This is a genomic window from Formosa sp. S-31 (assembly GCF_051172795.1).
Classification (GTDB): Bacteria; Bacteroidota; Bacteroidia; order Flavobacteriales; family Flavobacteriaceae; genus Formosa.
This window is the reverse complement of the sequence record NZ_JAENDK010000009.1, coordinates 53,024-72,674: the sequence shown is the minus strand read 5'-3', so window position 1 is coordinate 72,674 and position 19,651 is coordinate 53,024. Positions and strand designations below refer to the sequence as shown.

Sequence of the window (19,651 nt, the reverse complement as noted above, 5' to 3'; positions counted from 1 at the left end):
ATGTTTACAGCAACAACAGACCAGATTACCGAGTGGAAAGACAAGTTTGGAGACGTTATCCGGATAAAGTCTAAGAAGTACGACAAGTCGGCTTATTACCGTAAGCCTACCAGAACCGAAATGGAGTATTTAAGCTCTGGCAATCAAACCAGCGGCTTAAAGTTTAATGCCGCCTTATTAAAAGCCTGCTATCTGGATGGTGATAAGGAGATTGAAACCAAGGACGATATTTTTATGGGTATTGGTGAAGAAATCATGGCGCTGCTCACTTTTGACGAAGTAGAAGTGGAAAAGCTCTAGAGGCTGCCGAAGTAGATCCTAACGATTTTATGCGCATTGGAGATGCGCAACTCAGGTACTACTTCGGCATTCAAGACCCATCAAGCCTCCCGCTAACAATATGGGCACGACGTATTAAGGAACTGGAGTATATAAGAAAACTGGAAAACCCCCAAGTCTAGGACTAACAAACCAACATGGACAATACTTTAAACTACATACTAAAATTCAAATCGGATGCCGACAAAGTCGCTGCATCCGTTGAGCGTTTAGATAAGGGTTTAAATAATGTAGATAAGCGCGTTCAGGGTTTAGGGAATAAGTTTTCCCAGACTATGGATAAGATTAACAGCAAGCTTTCGGGCATGCAGTTAAATGCGTTTATCCAGAATGTTGGAGCAGCTTCTCAGGGTTTAGATGCTATGGCTGCACCAGGATTAAAATTAAGTACGTCTTTAGCAGATTTATCGGCCATTACCGATGTAACCGGGAACAAGCTTAAAGAAATTGAAGGCTATGCCCGTAGTAATGCCAGAGCTTTTGGCGGTGACGCTGCAGCCAGTGTAGAGTCTTATAAACTTATATTATCTCAATTATCTCCGGAACTTGGAAAGGCACCTAAAGCTTTACAAGGCATGGGAACCGCAGTAAGTACCTTGAGTAAAACCATGAGCAACGATACCAACGCAGCAACCGAGGTATTGACAACAGCCATGAACCAGTACCAGGTATCTTTAAACGACCCCATGAAAGCGACTGCAGAAATGAACCGCATGATGAACATCATGGCGGCTGCAGCCAAAGAAGGCAGTGCGGAACTCCCACAACAAAAAGCAGCTTTAGAACAGTCTGGTATGGCTGCAAAGGCGGCATCGCTTCGTTTTGAAGAGCATGCGGCAGCCATTCAGATATTAGATAAGGCAGGTAAACGAGGAAGTGAAGGCGGTGTGGCTTTGCGTAATACCTTATCCATATTATCAACCGGGCGGTTTTTACCTAAAGACATACAAAAGGAGCTTCAGGCTGCAGGTGTAGATATTACTACGCTTTCCGATAATTCTAAAGATTTTACAGAGCGCTTAAAACCATTACGAAAAATAATGGGCGATCAGGCCTTAATGACCAAAATATTTGGAAGAGAAAACAATAATGCGGCTTTAGCTTTAATAAGTGGTATTGAAGCTCAGGACGAATTAAAAGGCAAGATTACCGATACCAATACCGCGTACGAGCAGGCGGCTGTTGTTATGGAAGCTCCAGCCGAAAAAGCAGCAAGATTAAAGGCTAGGTATGACGATTTAAAAATTAGCCTGTTTAATGCTACCGGAGGCGCATTAGCTTTTGCCTCGGAAGCTGGTCGTATGGCTTTTGATGTAAGTAACCTTATTCCATTATTTACCGGAGCAGGAAAGGCTTTAAGCTTTGTTACCAGTGCAACAAAAATGCAGGCCTTTTGGACCAGTATTACCAGTGGAGCTACTGCAGTCTGGACAGGTATTCAATGGGGTTTAAACGCAGCAATGAACGCTAACCCAATCGGGTTAATTATTGCCGGTGTTGTGGCTTTGGGCGTTGGTGTGGTTTGGGCTTGGAATAAGTTTGAAGGTTTTAGACAGGTGATTTTTAAAGGTTGGGAAGCTATGAAGCTCTTCGGTACCGTAATGAAGGAATTTGTTATTGACCGGATTAAAGGTTTGCTAACCGGTATTACCGGAATAGGTAAAGCCCTAACGCATTTTTTTAACAGGGATTATAAAAAAGCATGGGAAACCGGGAAACAGGCAACCTCTGAATTTCTTGGAGTAGCTGCAGGAAAGAGGGCTGCAGGAAGATTTAAAGATGGTTGGGCAGACGCCATGAAACGCGGTGATCTGGCTTCTGATGCTTACACGACTTCGGGAATTACCAAGCCGGGAGTTCCAGGAGCCATGACATCAAGTGCAGGGCCATCGTTTAACAGTGTAACCCCGTCTGGAGGAACCGGAACAGGAAGCAAAACCAACAAAGCTATTGCCACAGGAGGCAGTAAACACAATTACATTACTATAAGTCTGGAAAGCCTTGTAGGTGTTTTAAACATAAAAGGAGACGATTTTAAAGACAGTGCAAAGCAAATGCAGGATAATACCACAGATGCACTGTTACGAACTTTGGCTTTAGCCACAACAGCAGGAAGCTAATGGAATTTGATAAAAAAGGATTGATATTCTCATCCCTTATAGGGGCAGGGCAAACAAACAGGTTTCAAATCGTGCAAAACGAGTTGAGTAAACATGTGTTACCTCCAGTGCCATTTTTAGGGGCTACAGGGCAAAGTGTTGTAAAGGAACAGGCTTTTGGTTTAGAGGCAGATTTATGGAAATCCGATGTGCCGGTAGAAGCCTCTGAGCAGTTTTTTCCATTGTCCTTTTCCTTAGATAATAGAAATACATGGTATTTGTTGCCTTATGAACCAATGCTAAATATTAAAGGAGGCAATAGTATAATTAGGCGTAATGTAGCTAAGGCAATAACCAGTAAAGGGCAGGTTTTAGGGGGAAGCATAAAAGAACGCTGGACACAGAGGGATTACGAAATAACCATTACAGGTGTTTTAATGGGATCCATTCTTACCGGTGATGTGTCCGATTGTTATCCTATAGAGGATTTTACAGCATTACGAGATGTATTGATAGCGGCTCAAAGTATAGAAGTAAAATGTGAGCCATTGCACCTATTAGGTATTGATAGGATAGTCGTAGAAGACTTTAATTTTCCATTTACCAAAGGTGAAAATGTACAGGCTTATGAGATTAAGGCGTACAGCGATTTTGATTATAAACTATTATTAGAATTAGGTGATTAATTTTTATTACGACCCGATTTTAGGTCTTCGGTATTTTAATATAGAAGCTCCTAAAGTATATAACACTCGATCAAAAAAAAAGAAGACAACCGCGTGCTAAACATAGACTGGTACATACAATTTAAAAATAAAGCAGGCAAAAGCTTTCAGCTGGCACTTATGGCAGAGTGCGAGATTATCTCCAGTGTGGATAATCTTGCAGATACGGCCACTATAGTATTGCCTGAAGCGGTAATGAACGCCCCATTAAACTTTGAAAACAAAATAGCGCGAGGTACCGAGGTAGTAATTAAAATGGGTTACGATAATAAACTGGAAACGGAGTTTACCGGATTTATACAGGACATTACAAACAACGATAGTTCTTTAAAAATACTGTGCGAGGATGCCTTGTTTTTGTTTCGTGTAGGTGTTCCGGATGTAGAGTTGAAGCCTACTACAGTAACAAAGGTAGCTCAATATATAGTTGATAACATTGATAGCAGCTTTAAAGTAAACTGTAATTACGAGGTAAACTACGAGAAGTTTACCATACACCAGGCAACGGGTTACGATGTGCTTAAAAAGCTTCAGGAAGAGACTAAGGCAGATATCTATTTTGATACAGAAAATAAAGTGCTGCACATACACCCGCCTTATGTAGAAAAGGGAGGAGAGGTCTTTTATTCGATGCAAAAAAACATTGAAAATTCAAGCTTAGAATTTAATAACAAGTTAGATGCTAAAGTTGAAGTTATCGTGGAAAGCACCGATGTAAAAGGAAATGTTAAGCAAGTATCTGCAGGAACAACCGGAGGAAACCGGGTAACGCTTAAAGTAGGTGCTATGGATGAAGCTTCCATGAAGCGCATAGCTAATAATGAAGTGATAAGACAAAGTGCAGCGGGGTACGAAGGAAGTTTCGATACCTGGTTAATCCCCATGTGCAAACCAACCTTTTCCGCAAGGATAAAGGATGAAGATTACCCAGAAAAAACAGCGTGGTATTTTGTTACCGGGGTAACAACCAGTTTAAGTGAAGCCGGAGGAAGGCGAACTATTACACCAGGAATAAAACTAAGCTAATGTCGGATATAAAAGAAGTAAAGCGTTTACTGCGGGAAATTGTTGGAGCGACTCCCAATTTACCTATTCCGGCGAAGGTGTTAAGTGTCTCTGGAGATGTTTGCACAGTAGAAGTTAAAGGTGGCTTAAAGTTAACCGATGTAAAACTAAAAGCTACCAGTAACGGAGATACTAATTATGTGCTGTTAACCCCAAAAGTAGGGAGTAATGTGGTGATGTTAAGCCATACCGGGAAACTGGATAACCTAACGATTATTAAGGTTGATGAGTTTGAAAAGATAGTACTGGTCCAAGGCGCTCTGGAAGTGGAAGTGGATAGCACAGATAGTAAAGTAGGGGTTAAAAATGAAACCTGTTCATTAAATGAAGTGTTCCAGGATCTGGCAACCCTGTTAAAGCAATTAAAAGTATATACACCAGTAGGACCAAGTGGTTTGCCTTTACCGGATACGATAACGGCAATTGAAGCTTTTGAAACCAAGTTTAAAGCGCTTTTAAAATAGATTTAAATGGCATTGGATAAAGACAGTTTAAAGGCAAACATCATCCAGATTATGACGGATATGATGGAACGGGAAGAAAACTCGATTGAAGAGTTTGCAGAGCGATTAAGTACAGCGGTCGATACTTATGTAAAAACAGCAACAATAGTATATACCACAGGATTAACAGCACCTAACGGGGCAGTAACAGGAAGCTTTCAAGGCAATTTAGAATAATGGGAAAAGGCACAGGCATACAATTAATAGGCGATCCTTCTGCAGGGGAAGTATTAGATCTAATGATAAATGTGGTTAGAGACTCCCAAAACAAAATAGTTAGTGGTGTTGTGGTAGGGCACACGCTTCAGCAAAATAAAGGAATAATGCTTTTGGCTACCCAGGGAGAAATTAAATGGCGACCGGATTTAGGTGTAGGGATTGAAGATTTGGTATTGAATGAAGATTATCTGGAGTACAGACATAAAATAAGAGAACACTTTGCCAAGGATGGTTTACGAGTGAGTAAGGTGTCTTTGTATGAAAATAAACCCTTTGAAATTATAGCCGATTATGATAGCTAAACAAGGACAGTCTTTTTTCGACCTGGTAATCCAGGGAACAGGCAGCATAGATGAAGCCTTCGCCATGGCTCTGGCTAATAATGGCCGTAGTGTTACGGACGATGTGGTTATTGGTGAGCATTTCGAGGCGCATACCGTAGCGCGTAAAAGTATAGTAAGCCTGTTTTCTTATCAGGTTCCGGCAACGGCTGGAGCAGAAGCAGCAGTTGCACCTCCGGCACAGGGAGGTATAGGTTATATGGGTATAGAAATAGATTTTGTAGTGAGTTAATTATGGGCAGAACACGAACAGAAATAAAAACAGAAATGACCTCCAGTTTTATGGGGAATGCATCTTTAGCCAATGCTTATGGTTTTGCTTTAGGGGCGAATTTTAACGATGAGTTTTCTTTAGTAAGTGTAGAAAACATCTTGTTTGAAATCGTGGCGTATGCCGTTTTTCTGCATGAGTTAATCTTTGATAATCATAAGAAGGAAGTAGACAATGCCCTTTACAACCAAAAGTCCGGACGTTTGCCCTGGTACAGATCTAAAGCCTTGGCGTTTCAATACGGGTTTGACTTATTGACCGATAGTGATGAGTTTGATAATGACGGGGCAACAGATGAACAAATTGAAACTTCTAAAATAATTAAGTACGCAGCTGTTAACGAAAGTGATGATGAAAGCCGTGTAATTATAAAGATAGCAGGAGAAACCGATGAGGAATTGGCGCCGATAACAGACCAGCAGCGCGAATCTTTTGGAGCGTACTTTAATGAAATACGTTATGCCGGGGTAAAGCTTACCATTATTAACTATTTGCCAGATCTGTTATTTCCTAACCTAACCATTTACAGAGATCCTTTAGTGCTTGACGCTAATGGGGGAAGTATTTTATATCCGGGAACTTATCCAGTAAAAGATGCTATAGAAGAATATATGCGAGAGCTGCCTTTCGACGGGGCTTTTGTTCTGGCTCACTTTGTGGATAAGCTGCAGCAGGTGGATGGTGTTTTAATTCCGGTAGTAAATAGCATGGAAAGCTCCTGGATAGATCCGTTTGTAAACGACTACGGGCAACCAGTAGGAATAGCAGTAAAACAGATACCTGAGAGCGGTTACTTTAAGGTAGATAACTATGATAGTATAACGTATGTGGTATAGTGTAGACTTTTATAAACTGGCGTTAAACTTTCAGCTTATAGGCTTGCGAAAGCAAAAGTTTATAGCTTGGATTTACGCCTTTATTACCCCTCTGGTAACAACGCATACCAATTGGAAGCAGTACCGGGAGCGTAATATGTATAAGCTAAACCATAACGGGCAGGTGTGCCATTTAAGGAAGGTGCTGAACGATTATTTCGACCCCGATTTAAGACGCATATATATAGATGGTACAGGGGGCGAAGCGGCAAAAACATATATCTATACACCTGTAGAAAACCAAACAAAATACCTGGGAACTTTAACCTTGTTTCAGTCCTTGGAATTTGCGGATACCGGAGCCGATTTTCTGGTATATGTGCCCCAAAGTATCGCACAAAACCAAAGTTATGAGCTTCGAGCTTTAATAGATTATTACAGATTAGGCGGCAAACGCTATTTAATTATAGAACTAAATGAATAAACAGAATTTTTTACAAACAGGAGGATTTCCGTTAGAAACCGACACACTGGATGCCATGCAAACGGCTTACGGTTTGTTTAATGCTTTGGGCGCTATTGCAGGCGATAAGGCTATTATAAAAGGTTGCGATGTTGTTGGTGGCACGGTGACTGATGGTGTGGTATATGTAAACGGTGAAGTTTTTGAATTTAAAGGCGGTGTCGCTCAGTCTACGGTTAGAATTATAGAGGAAACCACGAATAAGCTGTTTGAAAACGGAGAGTCTAAAGCCGTTTTATATAAGCGTTACGTAACGTTTGCCTCTGGAACCGGAGCCATGAACTGGAGCGATTTTAAAAAAGCAGGCAGTTTGCTGGCATTAGCCGGACGCATACTCCCTCCAGGCACCAATCCACAACTATACAGCGGTGTAATTGCAGATATACCAACAGGCTGGCAATTGTGCGATGGTACCAATAATACGCCAGATTTAAGAGGTCAGTTTATTGTAGGTTATAATCCAGACGATGACGATTATAATGCCATAGGTAAAACAGGAGGAGAAAAGAAACATACGCTAAGCATTGCTGAAATGCCTGCTCACGATCATGGTGGTTTATCAGGCTATTCTGGAGCTCACAGTCATACAGTGCCTAATGTACCGGTGACATCGGGTACAGATAAACCTTTTGATAGTAATGCCGGAGAGGTTGCAAGAGGTACAGCAACGACAAGTCAGAGCGGTGATCACCGTCATACTATAGCATCCCAAGGAGAGGGCGAAGCACACGAAAACAGACCACCATACTACACATTAGCATACATCATTTATACAGGAAACTAATATGGCAACAACTCCATTAAGCACAATAAAAAACTGGTTTAAAACTAATCTCTACCCAACACAAGCGCAGTTCTGGGCAACATGGGATAGCTTTTGGCATAAAGACGAAAAGATACCAACGGCCTCAGTTGAAAATTTAGAAACTTATCTAAGTCAAAAAGTAGATAAGGTTGATGGTTACGGTTTAACCGAAAACAACTTTACAACCGAAGAAAAGCAAAAGCTTGAGGGGTTGGGGGATTCTATTGCTATTGATGGCGATGAAACACAAATCCCTATTATAGACGATGCAGGCGGTTTAAAAGGTTTATCAACTTTGGTATTTGATGAGACTCCAGGATCGCGACACGATTTAAAAGTAGGAACTGATACTATTGCAGGTGGTATAGTTATTAGTGCGGCTGATATTCAAAGTAATCGGTTTTTGAGATTTAAAGTACCTACCCCTTATATAGAGGGTGATAAAACAGAATGGGAAATTCATTCTACTTTGGGGAGTTTAGATATAGGAATGAATGGGTCATCTGGTGGATATGGAGCCCCAACATTTATTAGATTAGGTAATGGTAGTAGCTCATTATCATCATTGTATATGAGTAGTAACGGAAGTGTGTTTTCTATAGGATCTCAGGGCGAAATACAGATAACTCCGGAATGGATGACACGTATAAGAGGGGGTGAATGCTATATAGATGTAACCGACGCGATTATTTTAGGCGATATGTCTGGCGGGGCAAACTACGCGATAGTATTGTACAGTTTTGGTGTTGGAAACTTTATAGATAACACAGTGCCTTATGTATTGGGTGTAGACGCAAATGGTATTATTAAAGAAGTTAATATATCTGACTATGTTTCCGGCGCGTCTAAGTATTTAGGGTCTTATTTATCGTTAGATGCTTTAGAGGCTGCGCATCCCGCAGCTTCACCTGGAAACTATGCCAATGTCGATGCCGGCGTAGGCAGTAATGTGGTGCGTTACCTGTGGGACGATGACGATGCGGTTTGGGTTGCAGGTGGTGGAGGAACCGGAGTAGTAGACGGCACTTTTGGAGACATCGTAGTTACCAGTTCCGGGCTTATCTGGACCATCGCAGCAAATGCCATTACAGAGTCTAAACTAGCAGCAGCTTTATTAGCTAAAATTAACCAGGGCGTTACCGCATACGGTTGGGGGAACCATGCCGATGCGGGGTATTTGACTGAAGCTCCAAATGAGGAGGAAATTGTAGGTACAGCAATAGTGAATGCAGCTGTAACTGGCACCTATACATTTGTTGTAGGTGCAGCTGTAGACTATAGATTGACATTAACCGGAGATACCGCTTTAGCAGTAGATACAACAGCATTACCCGATGATAGTAGTGTTGTTATTAGTGCAATAATATATGCAACAACAACAGAAGTCATTAGTGATGGAGGGGCAGGATGGAACTTTTATGGGTCTGATTTTGAAACTGGTGGAGCACGTAATTCTGTTTCTCTAAAAATCGCGAAATACGCAGGCGTTTTAAATATCGATATTACAATTTCTCAACCTAATTAATAATACACATATATGCAAAGGAGACAGGGAAATAACTCAGGAATGGCATGGCGAGAAGTAGTTCAACATTGGTTAGACTTTTCTGATGAAGATACGGTAACATTATCCACAGATTCGGGATACGAAGACTATATATTAGGTTTAACGGATAGAAGGTCTGATGAATTTTGGGGATTAAGATATGCCATTGGTATAGGTACTCCGAGGTATAGTGTCGATTCATTAGGCAATAAGGCGGGATATTTTGTTAATGTTGGTTCAGGTTATAACAATTCGTTAGGGAGTGTTTCGCCAGTAGCGAATTTAACTAGTTATACTAAAGAATTTTTTATAGTTGCTCAAATGCGGAGTCAATCTACCTATGATTACATAGCGGGAGGTTCAACTGTGACAAATAGTTTAATAAGCAAAAACGCTAACAATGATTTTGGACTATTATCTTCGAGCGCGGGGGGTGTTAGTTTAGAGTTAACTGGAGGTAGTACGACGAATGAGATATTTGCAGTATCTGTTCAGGTTTCGGATGCTTCGTCAGCAATTAACGGAGGGACACTTTTCTTGGGGTCGAGAGGAGGTGCTACTCAGGATAGACAATGGGGATGCAGTGCGTATATATATCAATTTATGAGTTTTAATAGCATATTAACTCAAAAAGAAAGGAATTCCCTATTCCAATTCTTTAAACAAAAATACCCATCAATAATCAATATATCATAATGAAAGCAATACAAGTAACACAAGAGATTATAGATAATAATCCACATATAACATTCACCGAACCAATACATCTATTTAGAGTGATACCTAGTAGATTCAATGGTTGGTTAGGAGGTTTTAACCTTAGGTCTGATTTACACGAAGTAGAGGGGCTTTACCCTGTTGTAACACCAACATATGATAAATCTACCCACAAATTAGGAGAATTAGATAAGGTTGAAGGGAGCAATGAATTTACTTATAAATTGATAGAGTTAACCCAGGAAGAACTTGATGCTAATGCTGCAAAAGAGCAACAACGTTTAATACAGGAGCAGGTAGATTTGCAGATTTTACGTGAAGAACGAGGTAAGGATGAGTTTCGTTTAATGACGGCTGCGCTTCGTGCTCAGGTTGGTTCTGGTTTAGCTCTAGATCAATACAATGCTATAGAAGTGTTGCTAGAGCCACTTGGAGACACAATAAACCAAGGTAAATGGACAAAGTGTTACATGATGTTGGTAAAGTTGGGAGCTGAAAATGTAGGTGCAGATTTGTACAACCAATTAGAAGCAAAATTACGCGCAGGTATTATAGAACTATACGACGAACACGATTACCCTTTTGAAGTTTAAAAAATTATGAAAGAAACCTTAATCAATATAGGAAAAGTCTTTTTAGGACTTGTATTAATAGCAATTAGCCTAGTGCTTTTTGCTTTAGTAACGCCACTAGCGTTTATTTGGAAAGTCGTGGTAAGTGTTACTAACGAAAACCGCAAAGCGCGCGATATTATGGCAGGGACATCCAGTTTCTTTATAGAGATCGCTGCAAGTTACGATCAACTAGGCAACGCCGTGTTTGGCGGCTTTTTTAACTGGTTGTTTTTGCAGGATACGGATATCCGTTACGCTTTCGGAAATAAAGACGACACCATAAGCGAAGTCCTTGGTTGGAATGCAGAGCTTAACAGCTTAAATAATTACGGTAAGCTATTAGTAAAGCTATTAGATAAGCTGGATAATAACCATTGTTATAATGCGATGTATAACGGGGTTTTAGCGGCCAGAACTAAAGCACATCAATTTGATAATCTAAATATTTTAAAACCCCTATAAATTATGAAGAAACTATTAGTAGTTATGGCATTATTGGTGAGTGTTGCCAGTTTTGCTCAAAAATCAACCTTACACAAGAAAGTTGCTACCGTAACCGATATTATTAGCGACCGAGCTATATTAAGCGCAGGTAAGTATGACAGTTACAATGTCTCCGCTAAAAATTTAGAAGTAGGTAGTGAGTATGTGTTTTATCTGGCCATATTGGATAATTCTAACACACCAAAAGCAGAGGTAAAAGGTGCTATAAAAACCAAAGGCCAAGCCCAACGCGACATGGACAGAACGAGGAAAACCCTCGAAAAAAATTACACGATAATCGACTAATCAACGATTATTGGGGGATAAATAAGAGTCCCCCAGCATTAAAAAAAGCTTCCTACACCTTTTTAATCACAGAGCCAACGGCTACTGGAGGACATAAGTCTTCTAGTGTCGTTGGCTTTTTTTATGTGATAAGGTGTAGGAGGCGCAAATATAGAGTTTATCAATCAATCATCAATTAATCATCAATCAAAAAACGAACAGAAATGAAGAAAAAACAGTACAACACTGCACCTTTGCCGTTTATGGGTCAGAAACGGAAATTTATTAAATCCTTTAAAGATGCATTGCATAATTATCCTTCCAACGGTGTGTATGTAGACTTATTTGGAGGCAGTGGTTTATTAGCTCATACGGCAAAACATCATTATCCGAATGCTAAAGTAGTGTATAACGATTACGATAATTATCGTGAACGAATTAACGCTATACCACAAACTAACGTGTTGTTGGCAAAAATAAGGACGTTAGTAAACGATTGGCCTAAAGATAAGCGTATCACGGGTGAGGTTAGGGAAAGTGTCTTAAAAACGATAAAACAGCATGAAAATGAAAACGGGTATGTAGATTATATTACAATATCGTCGTCGCTGTTATTTAGTATGAAGTATGTGCTTAATTATACCGATTTAGAGAAAAGTACGCTATATAATTGCGTTAGGATGAGTGATTATAATGCAGAAGGATATTTATCTGGTTTAGACATTGTGAACTTAGATTATAAAGTATTGTTTGAGCAGTATAAAGATACACCTAATGTAGTGTTCTTAATAGATCCGCCATATCTACAAACAACATCGATGACTTATAAAAATTATTGGAATTTAACGGACTATTTAGATGTTTTGAGTGTGTTGGAAGGGCAAAGATACTTCTACTTTACATCTAATAAATCATCTATAATAGAGCTTTGTGAGTGGGTTGGAAATAGAACTCTAGCATCGAATCCGTTTGCTCATGCAACCAAACAGGAAGTAAATACAAGTGTAAATTATAGTAGTAGCTATACGGATATAATGTTATTTAAGTAGTTTTTAATACCCTTTTAATACCTTTTTAAAAGGGTATTTATTTGTACATTTAGATTAATTTAAAAAGGAAAATGATGTGCATTTCGTTTTAAAAAACTGTGCATTTCGATTTTTCGATTATAAAAACATAAAAGTAATGACCCTTTCTCCTTCCAAACTTAACAGGTTTACTATGTTTAAGTTACCTGCCGCTTATCTCTGTGGGATTCGTACTAAAGCCATCTCGGAACAACATTGTGTGGTAACGGTTAGGCATCGTTGGATTAACCAAAATCCGTTTCGTTCTATGTTCTGGGCTGTTCAGGGTATGGCTGCTGAATTTACTACAGGGGCTTTGGTAATGTCAAAAATAGCAGCAACCGGAAAGTCAATTTCTATGCTCATTTTAAGTAACGAAGCTCATTTTTCTAAAAAAGCAACCGGACTGATAACTTTTGTTTGCGATGATGGTAATCTTTTAAACGCAACGATTGAAAAGGCGATTGATACAGGAGAAGGACAAACAGTGTGGATGACTTCAGTAGGTACAAATCGGGAAGGTGTTGTCGTGTCTACTTTCAGATTTCAATGGACACTTAAATTGAAATCCTGAATGTTGTAACAAAAACTAAAATTTTTCAACCAATGTATATAACCTTAAAATAAATACAATGAGAGCACATGAAATAGATTATCAGATTTACGGTGAAGAAATGCAGTATGTTGAAATTGAACTAGACCAGAATGAGGGAGTAATCGCAGAGGCGGGTAGCTTTATGATGATGGAAAATGACATTAAGATGGAGACCTTGTTTGGAGATGGATCCCAGAAAGATCAGGGCTTTTTAGGATCTATTTTAGGAGCAGGTAAACGCATTTTAACAGGAGAAAGTTTGTTTATGACTGCGTTCTATAATACACATCTGGAGAAACGAAAAGTGTCTTTTGCGTCGCCGTATCCTGGAAAGATTTTAGCTGTAGATCTATCTCGATTTGGAGGAAAGGTAATATGCCAGAAAGATGCCTTTTTATGTGCAGCAAAAGGGGTTAGTGTAGGTATAGAGTTTTCTAAACGTTTAGGGCGAGGTTTATTTGGCGGAGAAGGATTTATAATGCAAAAGCTGGAAGGTGACGGTATGGCCTTTGTTCATGCCGGAGGTACTCTGGCAAAAAAAGAACTTCGTGCCGGCGAAACTTTAAGAGTAGATACCGGATGTATAGTAGGGTTTACTCAGGATATAGATTACGATATCGAATTTATAGGAGGTATTCGTAATACTGTTTTTGGCGGAGAAGGTTTGTTTTTTGCGAGATTACAGGGGCCGGGAACGGTGTATATACAATCCCTACCGTTTAGCCGTTTAGCTGGTCGTGTTTTGGCAGCTTTACCTCGAGGAAACAATAAAAAAGGAGAAGGTAGTATTCTGGGAGGATTAGGAGATTTACTTGATGGTGATAATAGATTTTAACAGATTATTTTTAGTTTTAAGTTAATATTTAGATATTTTTTAATATTTTTAGAGAATATAAGGAACCATTTTTGCCTATTTATAATTTTACCCAAATCGGAATTATTAACTAAAACTAAACGAATTAACTATGGCAAGAGCAATGTTGGAGTATACCAAAACTGTACTTAGTAAAGTTAGTTTTGATACTGCGTTGTTTTGCAAAGAAGTACAAAAGGCCCTTCAAAGATTACTGCCGTATGAAATAGAAGAGCTAAAGGTTTTTATAGAATCTCTTGTACAGCAGAACCCGGAATTAGATCAATGTTTAATTTATCTAGAAGCATAAGAAAAAGCGACCCTATAATGGTCGCTTTTTTTATTTTAAGAGGATATTCATTTAAGTTTATCCCTAGGAAAGGAGTTTCTGGTGTTTTAAGATTAGTGTTTTTTTAATTATAAAGCGCTCTCATTTGACAATTAGAGATTAATACATCTAAAAATCATATGGTAAGGCGTTAGTATAATTATAAATTACGAATGATAACAGGTTGTGTTTTAATATGATTGTTTTGTTATCTTGTTAAATATAAGTAATTTAATATGCTCTAATCCGGCCTTTATGAAACATTATTTTACTGCACTTTTTGTGCTCGTCAGTGTACAGATTTTTGCCCAGGATCCCTTCTTAACCATCACATCTCAAGATTCTATTGATGACCAACCCCGCTTAAAATCAAGCCTGGGGGTTAATATGAAATTAAATGGTTATTTAGATCTTTTTGGAGGGTTAAACGATAACGAAACTTTTAATGTAGGATTAATTAATGTCTTCGGGACGGATGACGATAAAAGTCTTAATGCCGATTTGTATCAGACTCAGATTAGGTGGAGCACTTTTATAGTTACAAAAAATGGTAAAAAAATCAAGGCGGTTGTAGAATCTGATTTCTGGGGAGGAGACGGTAAGTTCAGGTTGAGAAAAGCTTATGTTGAAACTGAACACTGGCAAATTGGACAAATGTGGAATAATTTTGGAGATGAAGATATCTGGCCGGATATCATGGAACTGGAAGGGCCACCTTCAGGAGTCTGGCTGAGAAGTCCCCATGTAAAATACATGAATACTTTCGGGAATCCGAATTGGATTTATGAGGCTAGTCTGGAAGCTCCGCTGGATACAAATTTTATTTATGCCGAATATCAGCCTTTACTGGAAGAAGCAGACCAGTTTATGCCGGATATTACTTTTGCAGTAAAATATAAAAGGGATTGGGGGCATTTAAGATTGTCGTCAATTTTACGAAGTATTCGTTATAAAATAGATGATGATCTTGATAAATTTTTGGGATATGGTGTAAGTTTTAGCGGAAATTATCAACCAAAATTAAATAATCTTCAGTTTCAACTGGTTGGAGGTAAGGGTATTTCAGCCTATCTAACCACAGTCTCTGGAGGAGGTTTTGACGGGTATCCGGTAGGGGTAAACGATGTTAAGGCTACACCGGCATTTGGAGGATGGATTTCTTACAGTTATTATATCACAAAAAAATTACATCCTAATGTGGTGTTTGGAGCGACGAGGTTTCAGTTAGATAATTCTGAACGGCTTTTAATTCATGAAGCCTTGGAAGATGCTACGGTATTCGTTGAAGGCGATTTTATTCATAAGCATTATTATGGTATTTTTAATGTGATGTATGATGCCTACGAACGCATGACTATAGGTTTGGAACTGGATTATGGTATAAAGACCATTGAAGTGGACGGTAGTGTAAACGATATAAATCGTTCTATAGACAAAAGTCGGGATGCCATGCGTATAAGTTTTGGTTTCATGTATAATTTTTAGAATAAACGGGAAAGGGCAGTTATGGAAACTACAGATAAAGATTTAGAGGAATTAAAATTTCCCATAGGGCAGTTTATATGTCCGGATCCTATATCCAAACAGCATATCAAGTCGTGGACAGAGGTATTGGAGCGTTTTCCGAAACATTTAAACGCTCTGGTAAAACCATTGACAGATCACCAGTTAAACTGCGAATACAGGCCGGGAGGCTGGACAGTAAGACAGGTTATTCACCATCTGGCCGATAGTCACCATCATAGCTATACACGATTTAAATGGACGTTAACAGAAGATGCGCCATTAATTAAAGCATATAATCAGGATAAGTGGGCCGATCTTGAAGATGCCAAACATTCCCATATCAGTGCTTCGCTTTTACATTTAGAGGCAATCCACAAAAAGCTAGTCTGCCTGATCCGCAATTTAGAAGAATCCGATCTTAACAGGTATTTTGTTCATCCGGAAACAAACCGAAAAGTCTATTTAAAAGAGAATATTGGTATTTATGCCTGGCATAGCCAGCATCACTATGCTCATATAGTAAAGGCTCTGGAACAAAAAGGCTGGATTACTCTTTAAACCATTTTATATTGCAGCCAATACTGGGTTTCTGAACTTTTGAGTTTGGTGTTCCGGACAGTATACAATCTAAGGCGTGTCGAATATCTTCACCGGTAACAGGTATGTTATTTCCCGGTCTGGAATCGTCTAATTGTCCGCGATATTGTAGTTTTAAATTGGTATCGAAAACATAAAAATCTGGCGTGCAGGCAGCGTCATAAGCCTTTGCAACTTCCTGAGTCTCATCAAATAAATACGGGAAATTATAGCTTTCAATTTTTGCGTGTTCTTTCATTTTATCGGGCGCGTCCTGAGGATAATTTTCAATATCATTGCTTGAAATGCCCATAAAACCAAACCCTTTTTCTTTATAATCGTTTGTTAATTGTACTAAGGCTTTATTTACATGTTTTACAAAAGGGCAATGGTTACATATAAAAAAGATTACCGTACCTTGCGACCCCTTTAAATCTTGTAAGCTATAGATTTTATCTGAAATTGTATCCCAAAGCGTAAAGTCTGGAGCCTCGGTTTGTAAGGGCATCATATTAGATGGAGTATTGGCCATAAGTGTAAAGTTTGAATCAAAGTTCGCAATAATTTGTACTTTTAAAAAATGAAAGAGACCATAAATTTTGAAAATTTTTCTGCCGTTGATTTACGTGTAGGCACCATAATAGACGTTCATGATTTTCCCGAAGCCAGAAACCCTGCCTATCAGTTACATATCGATTTTGGGGATTTAGGCGTTAAAAAGACGTCTGCTCAGATTACTGCGTTATACAAAAAGGAGGAACTAGTAAATCGTCAGATTGTGGCAGTGGTTAATTTTCCAAAAAAGCAGATTGCAAAATTTATGAGTGAATGTCTGGTATTAGGAGCTGTAAAGCATAAAGATGTTATGTTGTTGCACCCAGAAGTTAAAGTAGAAAACGGTACACCGGTACTATAATAGCTTATGCAGGACATAGATCTGGTTAAAATTTATTTTAACAGCAATGGAGTGTGGGTTTTAAATGCAGCTCTTGCTGTTGTAATGTTCGGGGTAGCGTTAACTATAACCAAACAAGATTTTAAAACTTTATTCAAACAGCCAAAAGTGGTAGCAGTAGGGATTTTATCTCAGTTTTTCCTCTTGCCTTTACTGACATATTTAGTAGTTATAATTATACATCCGAAACCGAGTATTGCTCTCGGAATGATGATGGTGGCTGCGTGTCCGGGAGGTAATATTTCAAATTTTATAAGTCATCTGGCGAAAGGAAATACAGCCTTGTCCGTAAGCTTAACGGCCTTGTCTACTGGTTTGGCCTTGTTTATGACTCCTTTAAATTTTCAGTTTTATGGTAACCTGTATTCTCCTACATCTCAATTGTTACAGCATATAGCCTTGCAGCCTCTGGATTTGTTTAAGGTTATCATTCTAATATTAGGGCTTCCATTAGGTGTAGGAATGGTACTAAGACGTTATAAAGAAACTTTAGCGCTTAGAATATCCAATATACTCAAACCACTTTCTATTGTTGTTTTTATTGGTATTGTAATTGTGGCATTATTCCAGAACCTGGATGTTTTTAACGCTTATATTCATTCGGTTTTGGTTTTGGGGATTGTTCATAACCTTATGGCCATAGCTTTAGGATTATTTATTGCCAAAGTCTTTGGCCTTTCATTTAAAAATCAAAAAACCATAGCTATAGAAACCGGAATTCAGAATTCGGGACTGGGTTTACTTTTAATTTTTACATTTTTTAATGGCCTGGGAGGTATGGCTATAATAGCTGCTTTCTGGGGTGTGTGGCATATAATTTCGGGCTTACTAATTGCGTATTACTGGTCCAAAAAATCAATTTAAATTCATGAGAAAACGTCAGACAGGTTTGCACTTTTTACGGGCTTACATCGGTTTAGGACTTTTCTTTTATTATAGAAGAATTACAGTGAAAAATCGGGAAAATATTCCTGAAAAAGGACCGGTATTACTATTGGCAAACCATCAGAATGCCTTGTTAGATGCTTTGTTGCTGGCGACAAAGTCCGGACAGTTTTGTTATTATTTAACTCGTGCCAGCGTGTTTAAAAAGCCTGTTATTGCAAAGTTTTTAAGGGGACTTAATATGTTGCCTGTTTACAGAGTGAGAGATGGTTGGAATTCCATTTCTAATAATAATGAAATTTTTGATTCCTGTACAGATATACTGAGTTTAAATAAGACTATTGTAATCTTTCCGGAAGGAAGTCACGCCTGGGTGCGAAAGGTAAGACCGTTAAGCAAAGGCTTTACACGGATTGTATTTGATTTTAAAGCGAAATATCCGGAATTAGATTTACAATTAGTTCCTGTGGGTATTAATTATGAGGATGCTTTAGATTACGGTAACGAGGTTCTGTTGAATGTGGGAACACCTGTTTCTGCCAGTGGTTTTACTAAAACCGATAGTAAAAATGAGGTGAAGTTATTAAGAGAAACGGTACAGCATAAATTACAGCGCCTTACCACGCATATTGCGGATGATACTTATCATGAAAAAGAAAAGGAACTTGAAACCTTAGAAGCTAATTTTTTAGAGCCCGAAACTGTAAATCATTACCTGGAACATAAGGAACAATTAAAAGGATTTATCAGGCAAAAATCGGCTTTAAAAGAATTAAAGCAGTTTTTTAATATTCTTGTTAAGCTTGCTGTTTTCCCAGCGTATTTGTTATGGACAAAAGTATTTCGTCCTAAAATAAAGGAAATTGAATTTATTTCTACGTTTCGATTTGCTTTAGCTATTACTCTGGTTCCTGTGTGGCTGCTAATCGTTGGTTTGGTTTTAGGTAGTGTATTAGGCTGGACAGCAGGAGTAAGCTGGTTGCTAACTGTATTGTTGTTGCAATTGCTTGCAGTTAAATTATAAGCCGTTTATTCTCAATTTATAGTATAAAAAAAGCCATTCGAAAATGGCTTTTTTTATACGTTTTGTTATGTGGATATTTATTATATATCGTCAAAATCGATGTCTGTAAACTTATCGGCAGAATTATGAACTACTTCCACGTTTTCAGCAACTACTTCATCCAGATAATCTTTTTTGAAATCTTTCTGATGACGCTCGCTTATAACTTCATCTCCTTTTTCATTAATAATGTAATCCGTCATTTCTTCTAAAATCTCTCTAAATTCAGAAAAGTCTTCTTTGTAAAGATATATTTTATGTTTTTTGTAGTGGTACGACCCATCGTCGTTAGTAAACTTTTTACTTTCGGTAACCGTTAGGTAATAATCTCCTGCTTTTGTAGCTCTAACATCAAAGAAATATGTTCGTCTTCCAGCTCGTAATACTTTAGAAAAAATCTCCTCTTTCTCCATCATGTCATTATTATTCATAGTCATTTTTGCTATTAATAAGATTTATAAATGTTTAATTTA

General features: G+C 38.5%; 27 protein-coding genes. 25 read left to right on the top strand and 2 right to left on the bottom strand.

Translation table 11 applies throughout. The features are described 5' to 3' along the window. The 22 genes from I3217_RS13910 (at position 1) to I3217_RS13805 (ending at position 16,257) form a co-directional block, all read left to right on the top strand. Positions 1–300 carry a hypothetical protein gene (locus I3217_RS13910; protein WP_435050379.1) on the top strand — a complete coding sequence of 100 codons (300 nt, stop codon included), beginning with the start codon at positions 1–3 and terminating at the stop codon, positions 298–300. A gap of 176 nt (positions 301–476) precedes the next feature. After that, positions 477–2,459: a phage tail tape measure protein gene (locus tag I3217_RS13905; RefSeq protein ID WP_435050378.1), complete on the top strand. Its 1,983-nt coding sequence runs from the start codon at positions 477–479 to the stop codon at positions 2,457–2,459. Then, positions 2,459–3,124 (top strand): DUF6046 domain-containing protein, encoded by a 666-nt coding sequence (locus I3217_RS13900; protein ID WP_435050377.1) that lies wholly within the window; start codon positions 2,459–2,461, stop codon positions 3,122–3,124. Before I3217_RS13905 ends, I3217_RS13900 begins: the two co-directional genes overlap by 1 nt. A 93-nt stretch (positions 3,125–3,217) precedes the next feature. Further along, a complete protein-coding gene (locus I3217_RS13895) occupies positions 3,218–4,189 on the top strand; it encodes a hypothetical protein (RefSeq protein ID WP_435050376.1) in 972 nt (323 codons plus the stop codon). Then, positions 4,189–4,692, top strand: coding sequence for a hypothetical protein (locus tag I3217_RS13890; protein WP_435050375.1), 504 nt, complete (start codon positions 4,189–4,191; stop codon positions 4,690–4,692). The genes I3217_RS13895 and I3217_RS13890 overlap by 1 nt, the downstream gene beginning before the upstream one ends. A gap of 6 nt (positions 4,693–4,698) precedes the next feature. Next, complete coding sequence (locus I3217_RS13885; RefSeq protein ID WP_435050374.1) at positions 4,699–4,908, top strand: hypothetical protein; 210 nt, start codon at positions 4,699–4,701, stop codon at positions 4,906–4,908. Further along, positions 4,908–5,252: a hypothetical protein gene (locus I3217_RS13880; protein ID WP_435050373.1), complete on the top strand. Its 345-nt coding sequence runs from the start codon at positions 4,908–4,910 to the stop codon at positions 5,250–5,252. Before I3217_RS13885 ends, I3217_RS13880 begins: the two co-directional genes overlap by 1 nt. Next, on the top strand, positions 5,242–5,523 hold the full coding sequence (locus I3217_RS13875) for a hypothetical protein (RefSeq protein ID WP_435050372.1): 282 nt from the start codon (positions 5,242–5,244) through the stop codon (positions 5,521–5,523). Before I3217_RS13880 ends, I3217_RS13875 begins: the two co-directional genes overlap by 11 nt. Before the next feature lie 2 nt (positions 5,524–5,525). Continuing rightward, entirely contained in the window at positions 5,526–6,398 is an 873-nt protein-coding gene (locus I3217_RS13870; RefSeq protein ID WP_435050371.1) for a nucleotidyltransferase, read from the top strand. After that, on the top strand, positions 6,388–6,861 hold the full coding sequence (locus I3217_RS13865) for a hypothetical protein (protein ID WP_435050370.1): 474 nt from the start codon (positions 6,388–6,390) through the stop codon (positions 6,859–6,861). Before I3217_RS13870 ends, I3217_RS13865 begins: the two co-directional genes overlap by 11 nt. Then, on the top strand, positions 6,854–7,684 hold the full coding sequence (locus I3217_RS13860; protein ID WP_435050369.1) for a phage baseplate protein: 831 nt from the start codon (positions 6,854–6,856) through the stop codon (positions 7,682–7,684). The genes I3217_RS13865 and I3217_RS13860 overlap by 8 nt, the downstream gene beginning before the upstream one ends. A gap of 1 nt (position 7,685) precedes the next feature. Beyond that, on the top strand, positions 7,686–9,230 hold the full coding sequence (locus I3217_RS13855; protein ID WP_435050368.1) for a hypothetical protein: 1,545 nt from the start codon (positions 7,686–7,688) through the stop codon (positions 9,228–9,230). A 12-nt stretch (positions 9,231–9,242) separates the two neighbouring features. Beyond that, entirely contained in the window at positions 9,243–9,947 is a 705-nt protein-coding gene (locus I3217_RS13850) for a hypothetical protein (protein ID WP_435050367.1), read from the top strand. Further along, entirely contained in the window at positions 9,947–10,561 is a 615-nt protein-coding gene (locus I3217_RS13845; RefSeq protein ID WP_435050366.1) for a hypothetical protein, read from the top strand. Before I3217_RS13850 ends, I3217_RS13845 begins: the two co-directional genes overlap by 1 nt. 6 nt (positions 10,562–10,567) lie before the next feature. After that, the gene (locus I3217_RS13840; RefSeq protein WP_435050365.1) at positions 10,568–11,044 is read left to right on the top strand and encodes a hypothetical protein; all 477 of its coding nucleotides are present in this window, start codon (positions 10,568–10,570) and stop codon (positions 11,042–11,044) included. Between the two features lie 3 nt (positions 11,045–11,047). Beyond that, complete coding sequence (locus tag I3217_RS13835) at positions 11,048–11,371, top strand: hypothetical protein (RefSeq protein WP_435050364.1); 324 nt, start codon at positions 11,048–11,050, stop codon at positions 11,369–11,371. Positions 11,372–11,574: 203 nt separating this feature from the next. Continuing rightward, positions 11,575–12,399: a DNA adenine methylase gene (locus I3217_RS13830; protein WP_435050363.1), complete on the top strand. Its 825-nt coding sequence runs from the start codon at positions 11,575–11,577 to the stop codon at positions 12,397–12,399. Between the two features lie 136 nt (positions 12,400–12,535). Beyond that, positions 12,536–12,991, top strand: a complete 456-nt coding sequence (locus tag I3217_RS13825) for a DUF4442 domain-containing protein (protein WP_435050362.1) — start codon at positions 12,536–12,538, stop codon at positions 12,989–12,991. A gap of 58 nt (positions 12,992–13,049) precedes the next feature. Then, positions 13,050–13,847, top strand: coding sequence for a TIGR00266 family protein (locus tag I3217_RS13820; protein ID WP_435050361.1), 798 nt, complete (start codon positions 13,050–13,052; stop codon positions 13,845–13,847). A gap of 130 nt (positions 13,848–13,977) precedes the next feature. Further along, positions 13,978–14,175, top strand: a complete 198-nt coding sequence (locus I3217_RS13815; RefSeq protein ID WP_435050360.1) for a hypothetical protein — start codon at positions 13,978–13,980, stop codon at positions 14,173–14,175. 273 nt (positions 14,176–14,448) lie between these two features. Further along, complete coding sequence (locus I3217_RS13810; protein WP_435050359.1) at positions 14,449–15,678, top strand: hypothetical protein; 1,230 nt, start codon at positions 14,449–14,451, stop codon at positions 15,676–15,678. A 21-nt stretch (positions 15,679–15,699) separates the two neighbouring features. Beyond that, positions 15,700–16,257: a YfiT family bacillithiol transferase gene (locus tag I3217_RS13805; RefSeq protein WP_435050358.1), complete on the top strand. Its 558-nt coding sequence runs from the start codon at positions 15,700–15,702 to the stop codon at positions 16,255–16,257. On the opposite strand, the gene I3217_RS13800 is transcribed toward I3217_RS13805, so the two are convergent. Further along, positions 16,247–16,807 carry a thioredoxin family protein gene (locus I3217_RS13800; RefSeq protein ID WP_435050357.1) on the bottom strand — a complete coding sequence of 187 codons (561 nt, stop codon included), beginning with the start codon at positions 16,805–16,807 and terminating at the stop codon, positions 16,247–16,249. The two genes, I3217_RS13805 and I3217_RS13800, sit on opposite strands and share 11 nt — an antisense overlap. Positions 16,808–16,855: 48 nt before the next feature. On the opposite strand from I3217_RS13800, the gene I3217_RS13795 reads away from it, so the two are divergent. From I3217_RS13795 to I3217_RS13785, 3 genes are read left to right on the top strand one after another with little or no spacing between them, the layout of a single operon-like run. Beyond that, positions 16,856–17,191: a tRNA-binding protein gene (locus I3217_RS13795; RefSeq protein WP_435050356.1), complete on the top strand. Its 336-nt coding sequence runs from the start codon at positions 16,856–16,858 to the stop codon at positions 17,189–17,191. Between the two features lie 6 nt (positions 17,192–17,197). Then, positions 17,198–18,094, top strand: coding sequence for a bile acid:sodium symporter family protein (locus I3217_RS13790; RefSeq protein WP_435050355.1), 897 nt, complete (start codon positions 17,198–17,200; stop codon positions 18,092–18,094). Between the two features lie 4 nt (positions 18,095–18,098). Then, entirely contained in the window at positions 18,099–19,139 is a 1,041-nt protein-coding gene (locus I3217_RS13785) for a 1-acyl-sn-glycerol-3-phosphate acyltransferase (protein WP_435050354.1), read from the top strand. An 80-nt stretch (positions 19,140–19,219) separates the two neighbouring features. Here the strand turns inward: I3217_RS13785 and I3217_RS13780 are convergent, their stop codons facing one another. Further along, positions 19,220–19,609, bottom strand: a complete 390-nt coding sequence (locus I3217_RS13780) for a PUR family DNA/RNA-binding protein (RefSeq protein ID WP_435050353.1) — start codon at positions 19,607–19,609, stop codon at positions 19,220–19,222. Positions 19,610–19,651: the final 42 nt, after the last annotated feature.

Bases quoted from the DNA above. Each gene is read 5' to 3' on its own strand.
- I3217_RS13875 (WP_435050372.1), top strand. From the start codon at position 5,242: ATGATAGCTAAACAAGGACAGTCTTTTTTCGACCTGGTAATCCAGGGA.
- I3217_RS13805 (WP_435050358.1), top strand. From the start codon at position 15,700: ATGGAAACTACAGATAAAGATTTAGAGGAATTAAAATTTCCCATAGGG.
- I3217_RS13880 (WP_435050373.1), top strand. From the start codon at position 4,908: ATGGGAAAAGGCACAGGCATACAATTAATAGGCGATCCTTCTGCAGGG.
- I3217_RS13865 (WP_435050370.1), top strand. From the start codon at position 6,388: ATGTGGTATAGTGTAGACTTTTATAAACTGGCGTTAAACTTTCAGCTT.
- I3217_RS13910 (WP_435050379.1), top strand. From the start codon at position 1: ATGTTTACAGCAACAACAGACCAGATTACCGAGTGGAAAGACAAGTTT.
- I3217_RS13890 (WP_435050375.1), top strand. From the start codon at position 4,189: ATGTCGGATATAAAAGAAGTAAAGCGTTTACTGCGGGAAATTGTTGGA.
- I3217_RS13840 (WP_435050365.1), top strand. From the start codon at position 10,568: ATGAAAGAAACCTTAATCAATATAGGAAAAGTCTTTTTAGGACTTGTA.
- I3217_RS13885 (WP_435050374.1), top strand. From the start codon at position 4,699: ATGGCATTGGATAAAGACAGTTTAAAGGCAAACATCATCCAGATTATG.
- I3217_RS13820 (WP_435050361.1), top strand. From the start codon at position 13,050: ATGAGAGCACATGAAATAGATTATCAGATTTACGGTGAAGAAATGCAG.
- I3217_RS13850 (WP_435050367.1), top strand. From the start codon at position 9,243: ATGCAAAGGAGACAGGGAAATAACTCAGGAATGGCATGGCGAGAAGTA.
- I3217_RS13830 (WP_435050363.1), top strand. From the start codon at position 11,575: ATGAAGAAAAAACAGTACAACACTGCACCTTTGCCGTTTATGGGTCAG.
- I3217_RS13860 (WP_435050369.1), top strand. From the start codon at position 6,854: ATGAATAAACAGAATTTTTTACAAACAGGAGGATTTCCGTTAGAAACC.
- I3217_RS13800 (WP_435050357.1), bottom strand. From the start codon at position 16,807: ATGGCCAATACTCCATCTAATATGATGCCCTTACAAACCGAGGCTCCA.
- I3217_RS13870 (WP_435050371.1), top strand. From the start codon at position 5,526: ATGGGCAGAACACGAACAGAAATAAAAACAGAAATGACCTCCAGTTTT.
- I3217_RS13900 (WP_435050377.1), top strand. From the start codon at position 2,459: ATGGAATTTGATAAAAAAGGATTGATATTCTCATCCCTTATAGGGGCA.
- I3217_RS13855 (WP_435050368.1), top strand. From the start codon at position 7,686: ATGGCAACAACTCCATTAAGCACAATAAAAAACTGGTTTAAAACTAAT.
- I3217_RS13815 (WP_435050360.1), top strand. From the start codon at position 13,978: ATGGCAAGAGCAATGTTGGAGTATACCAAAACTGTACTTAGTAAAGTT.
- I3217_RS13810 (WP_435050359.1), top strand. From the start codon at position 14,449: ATGAAACATTATTTTACTGCACTTTTTGTGCTCGTCAGTGTACAGATT.
- I3217_RS13825 (WP_435050362.1), top strand. From the start codon at position 12,536: ATGACCCTTTCTCCTTCCAAACTTAACAGGTTTACTATGTTTAAGTTA.
- I3217_RS13905 (WP_435050378.1), top strand. From the start codon at position 477: ATGGACAATACTTTAAACTACATACTAAAATTCAAATCGGATGCCGAC.
- I3217_RS13795 (WP_435050356.1), top strand. From the start codon at position 16,856: ATGAAAGAGACCATAAATTTTGAAAATTTTTCTGCCGTTGATTTACGT.
- I3217_RS13780 (WP_435050353.1), bottom strand. From the start codon at position 19,609: ATGAATAATAATGACATGATGGAGAAAGAGGAGATTTTTTCTAAAGTA.
- I3217_RS13845 (WP_435050366.1), top strand. From the start codon at position 9,947: ATGAAAGCAATACAAGTAACACAAGAGATTATAGATAATAATCCACAT.
- I3217_RS13790 (WP_435050355.1), top strand. From the start codon at position 17,198: ATGCAGGACATAGATCTGGTTAAAATTTATTTTAACAGCAATGGAGTG.
- I3217_RS13785 (WP_435050354.1), top strand. From the start codon at position 18,099: ATGAGAAAACGTCAGACAGGTTTGCACTTTTTACGGGCTTACATCGGT.
- I3217_RS13835 (WP_435050364.1), top strand. From the start codon at position 11,048: ATGAAGAAACTATTAGTAGTTATGGCATTATTGGTGAGTGTTGCCAGT.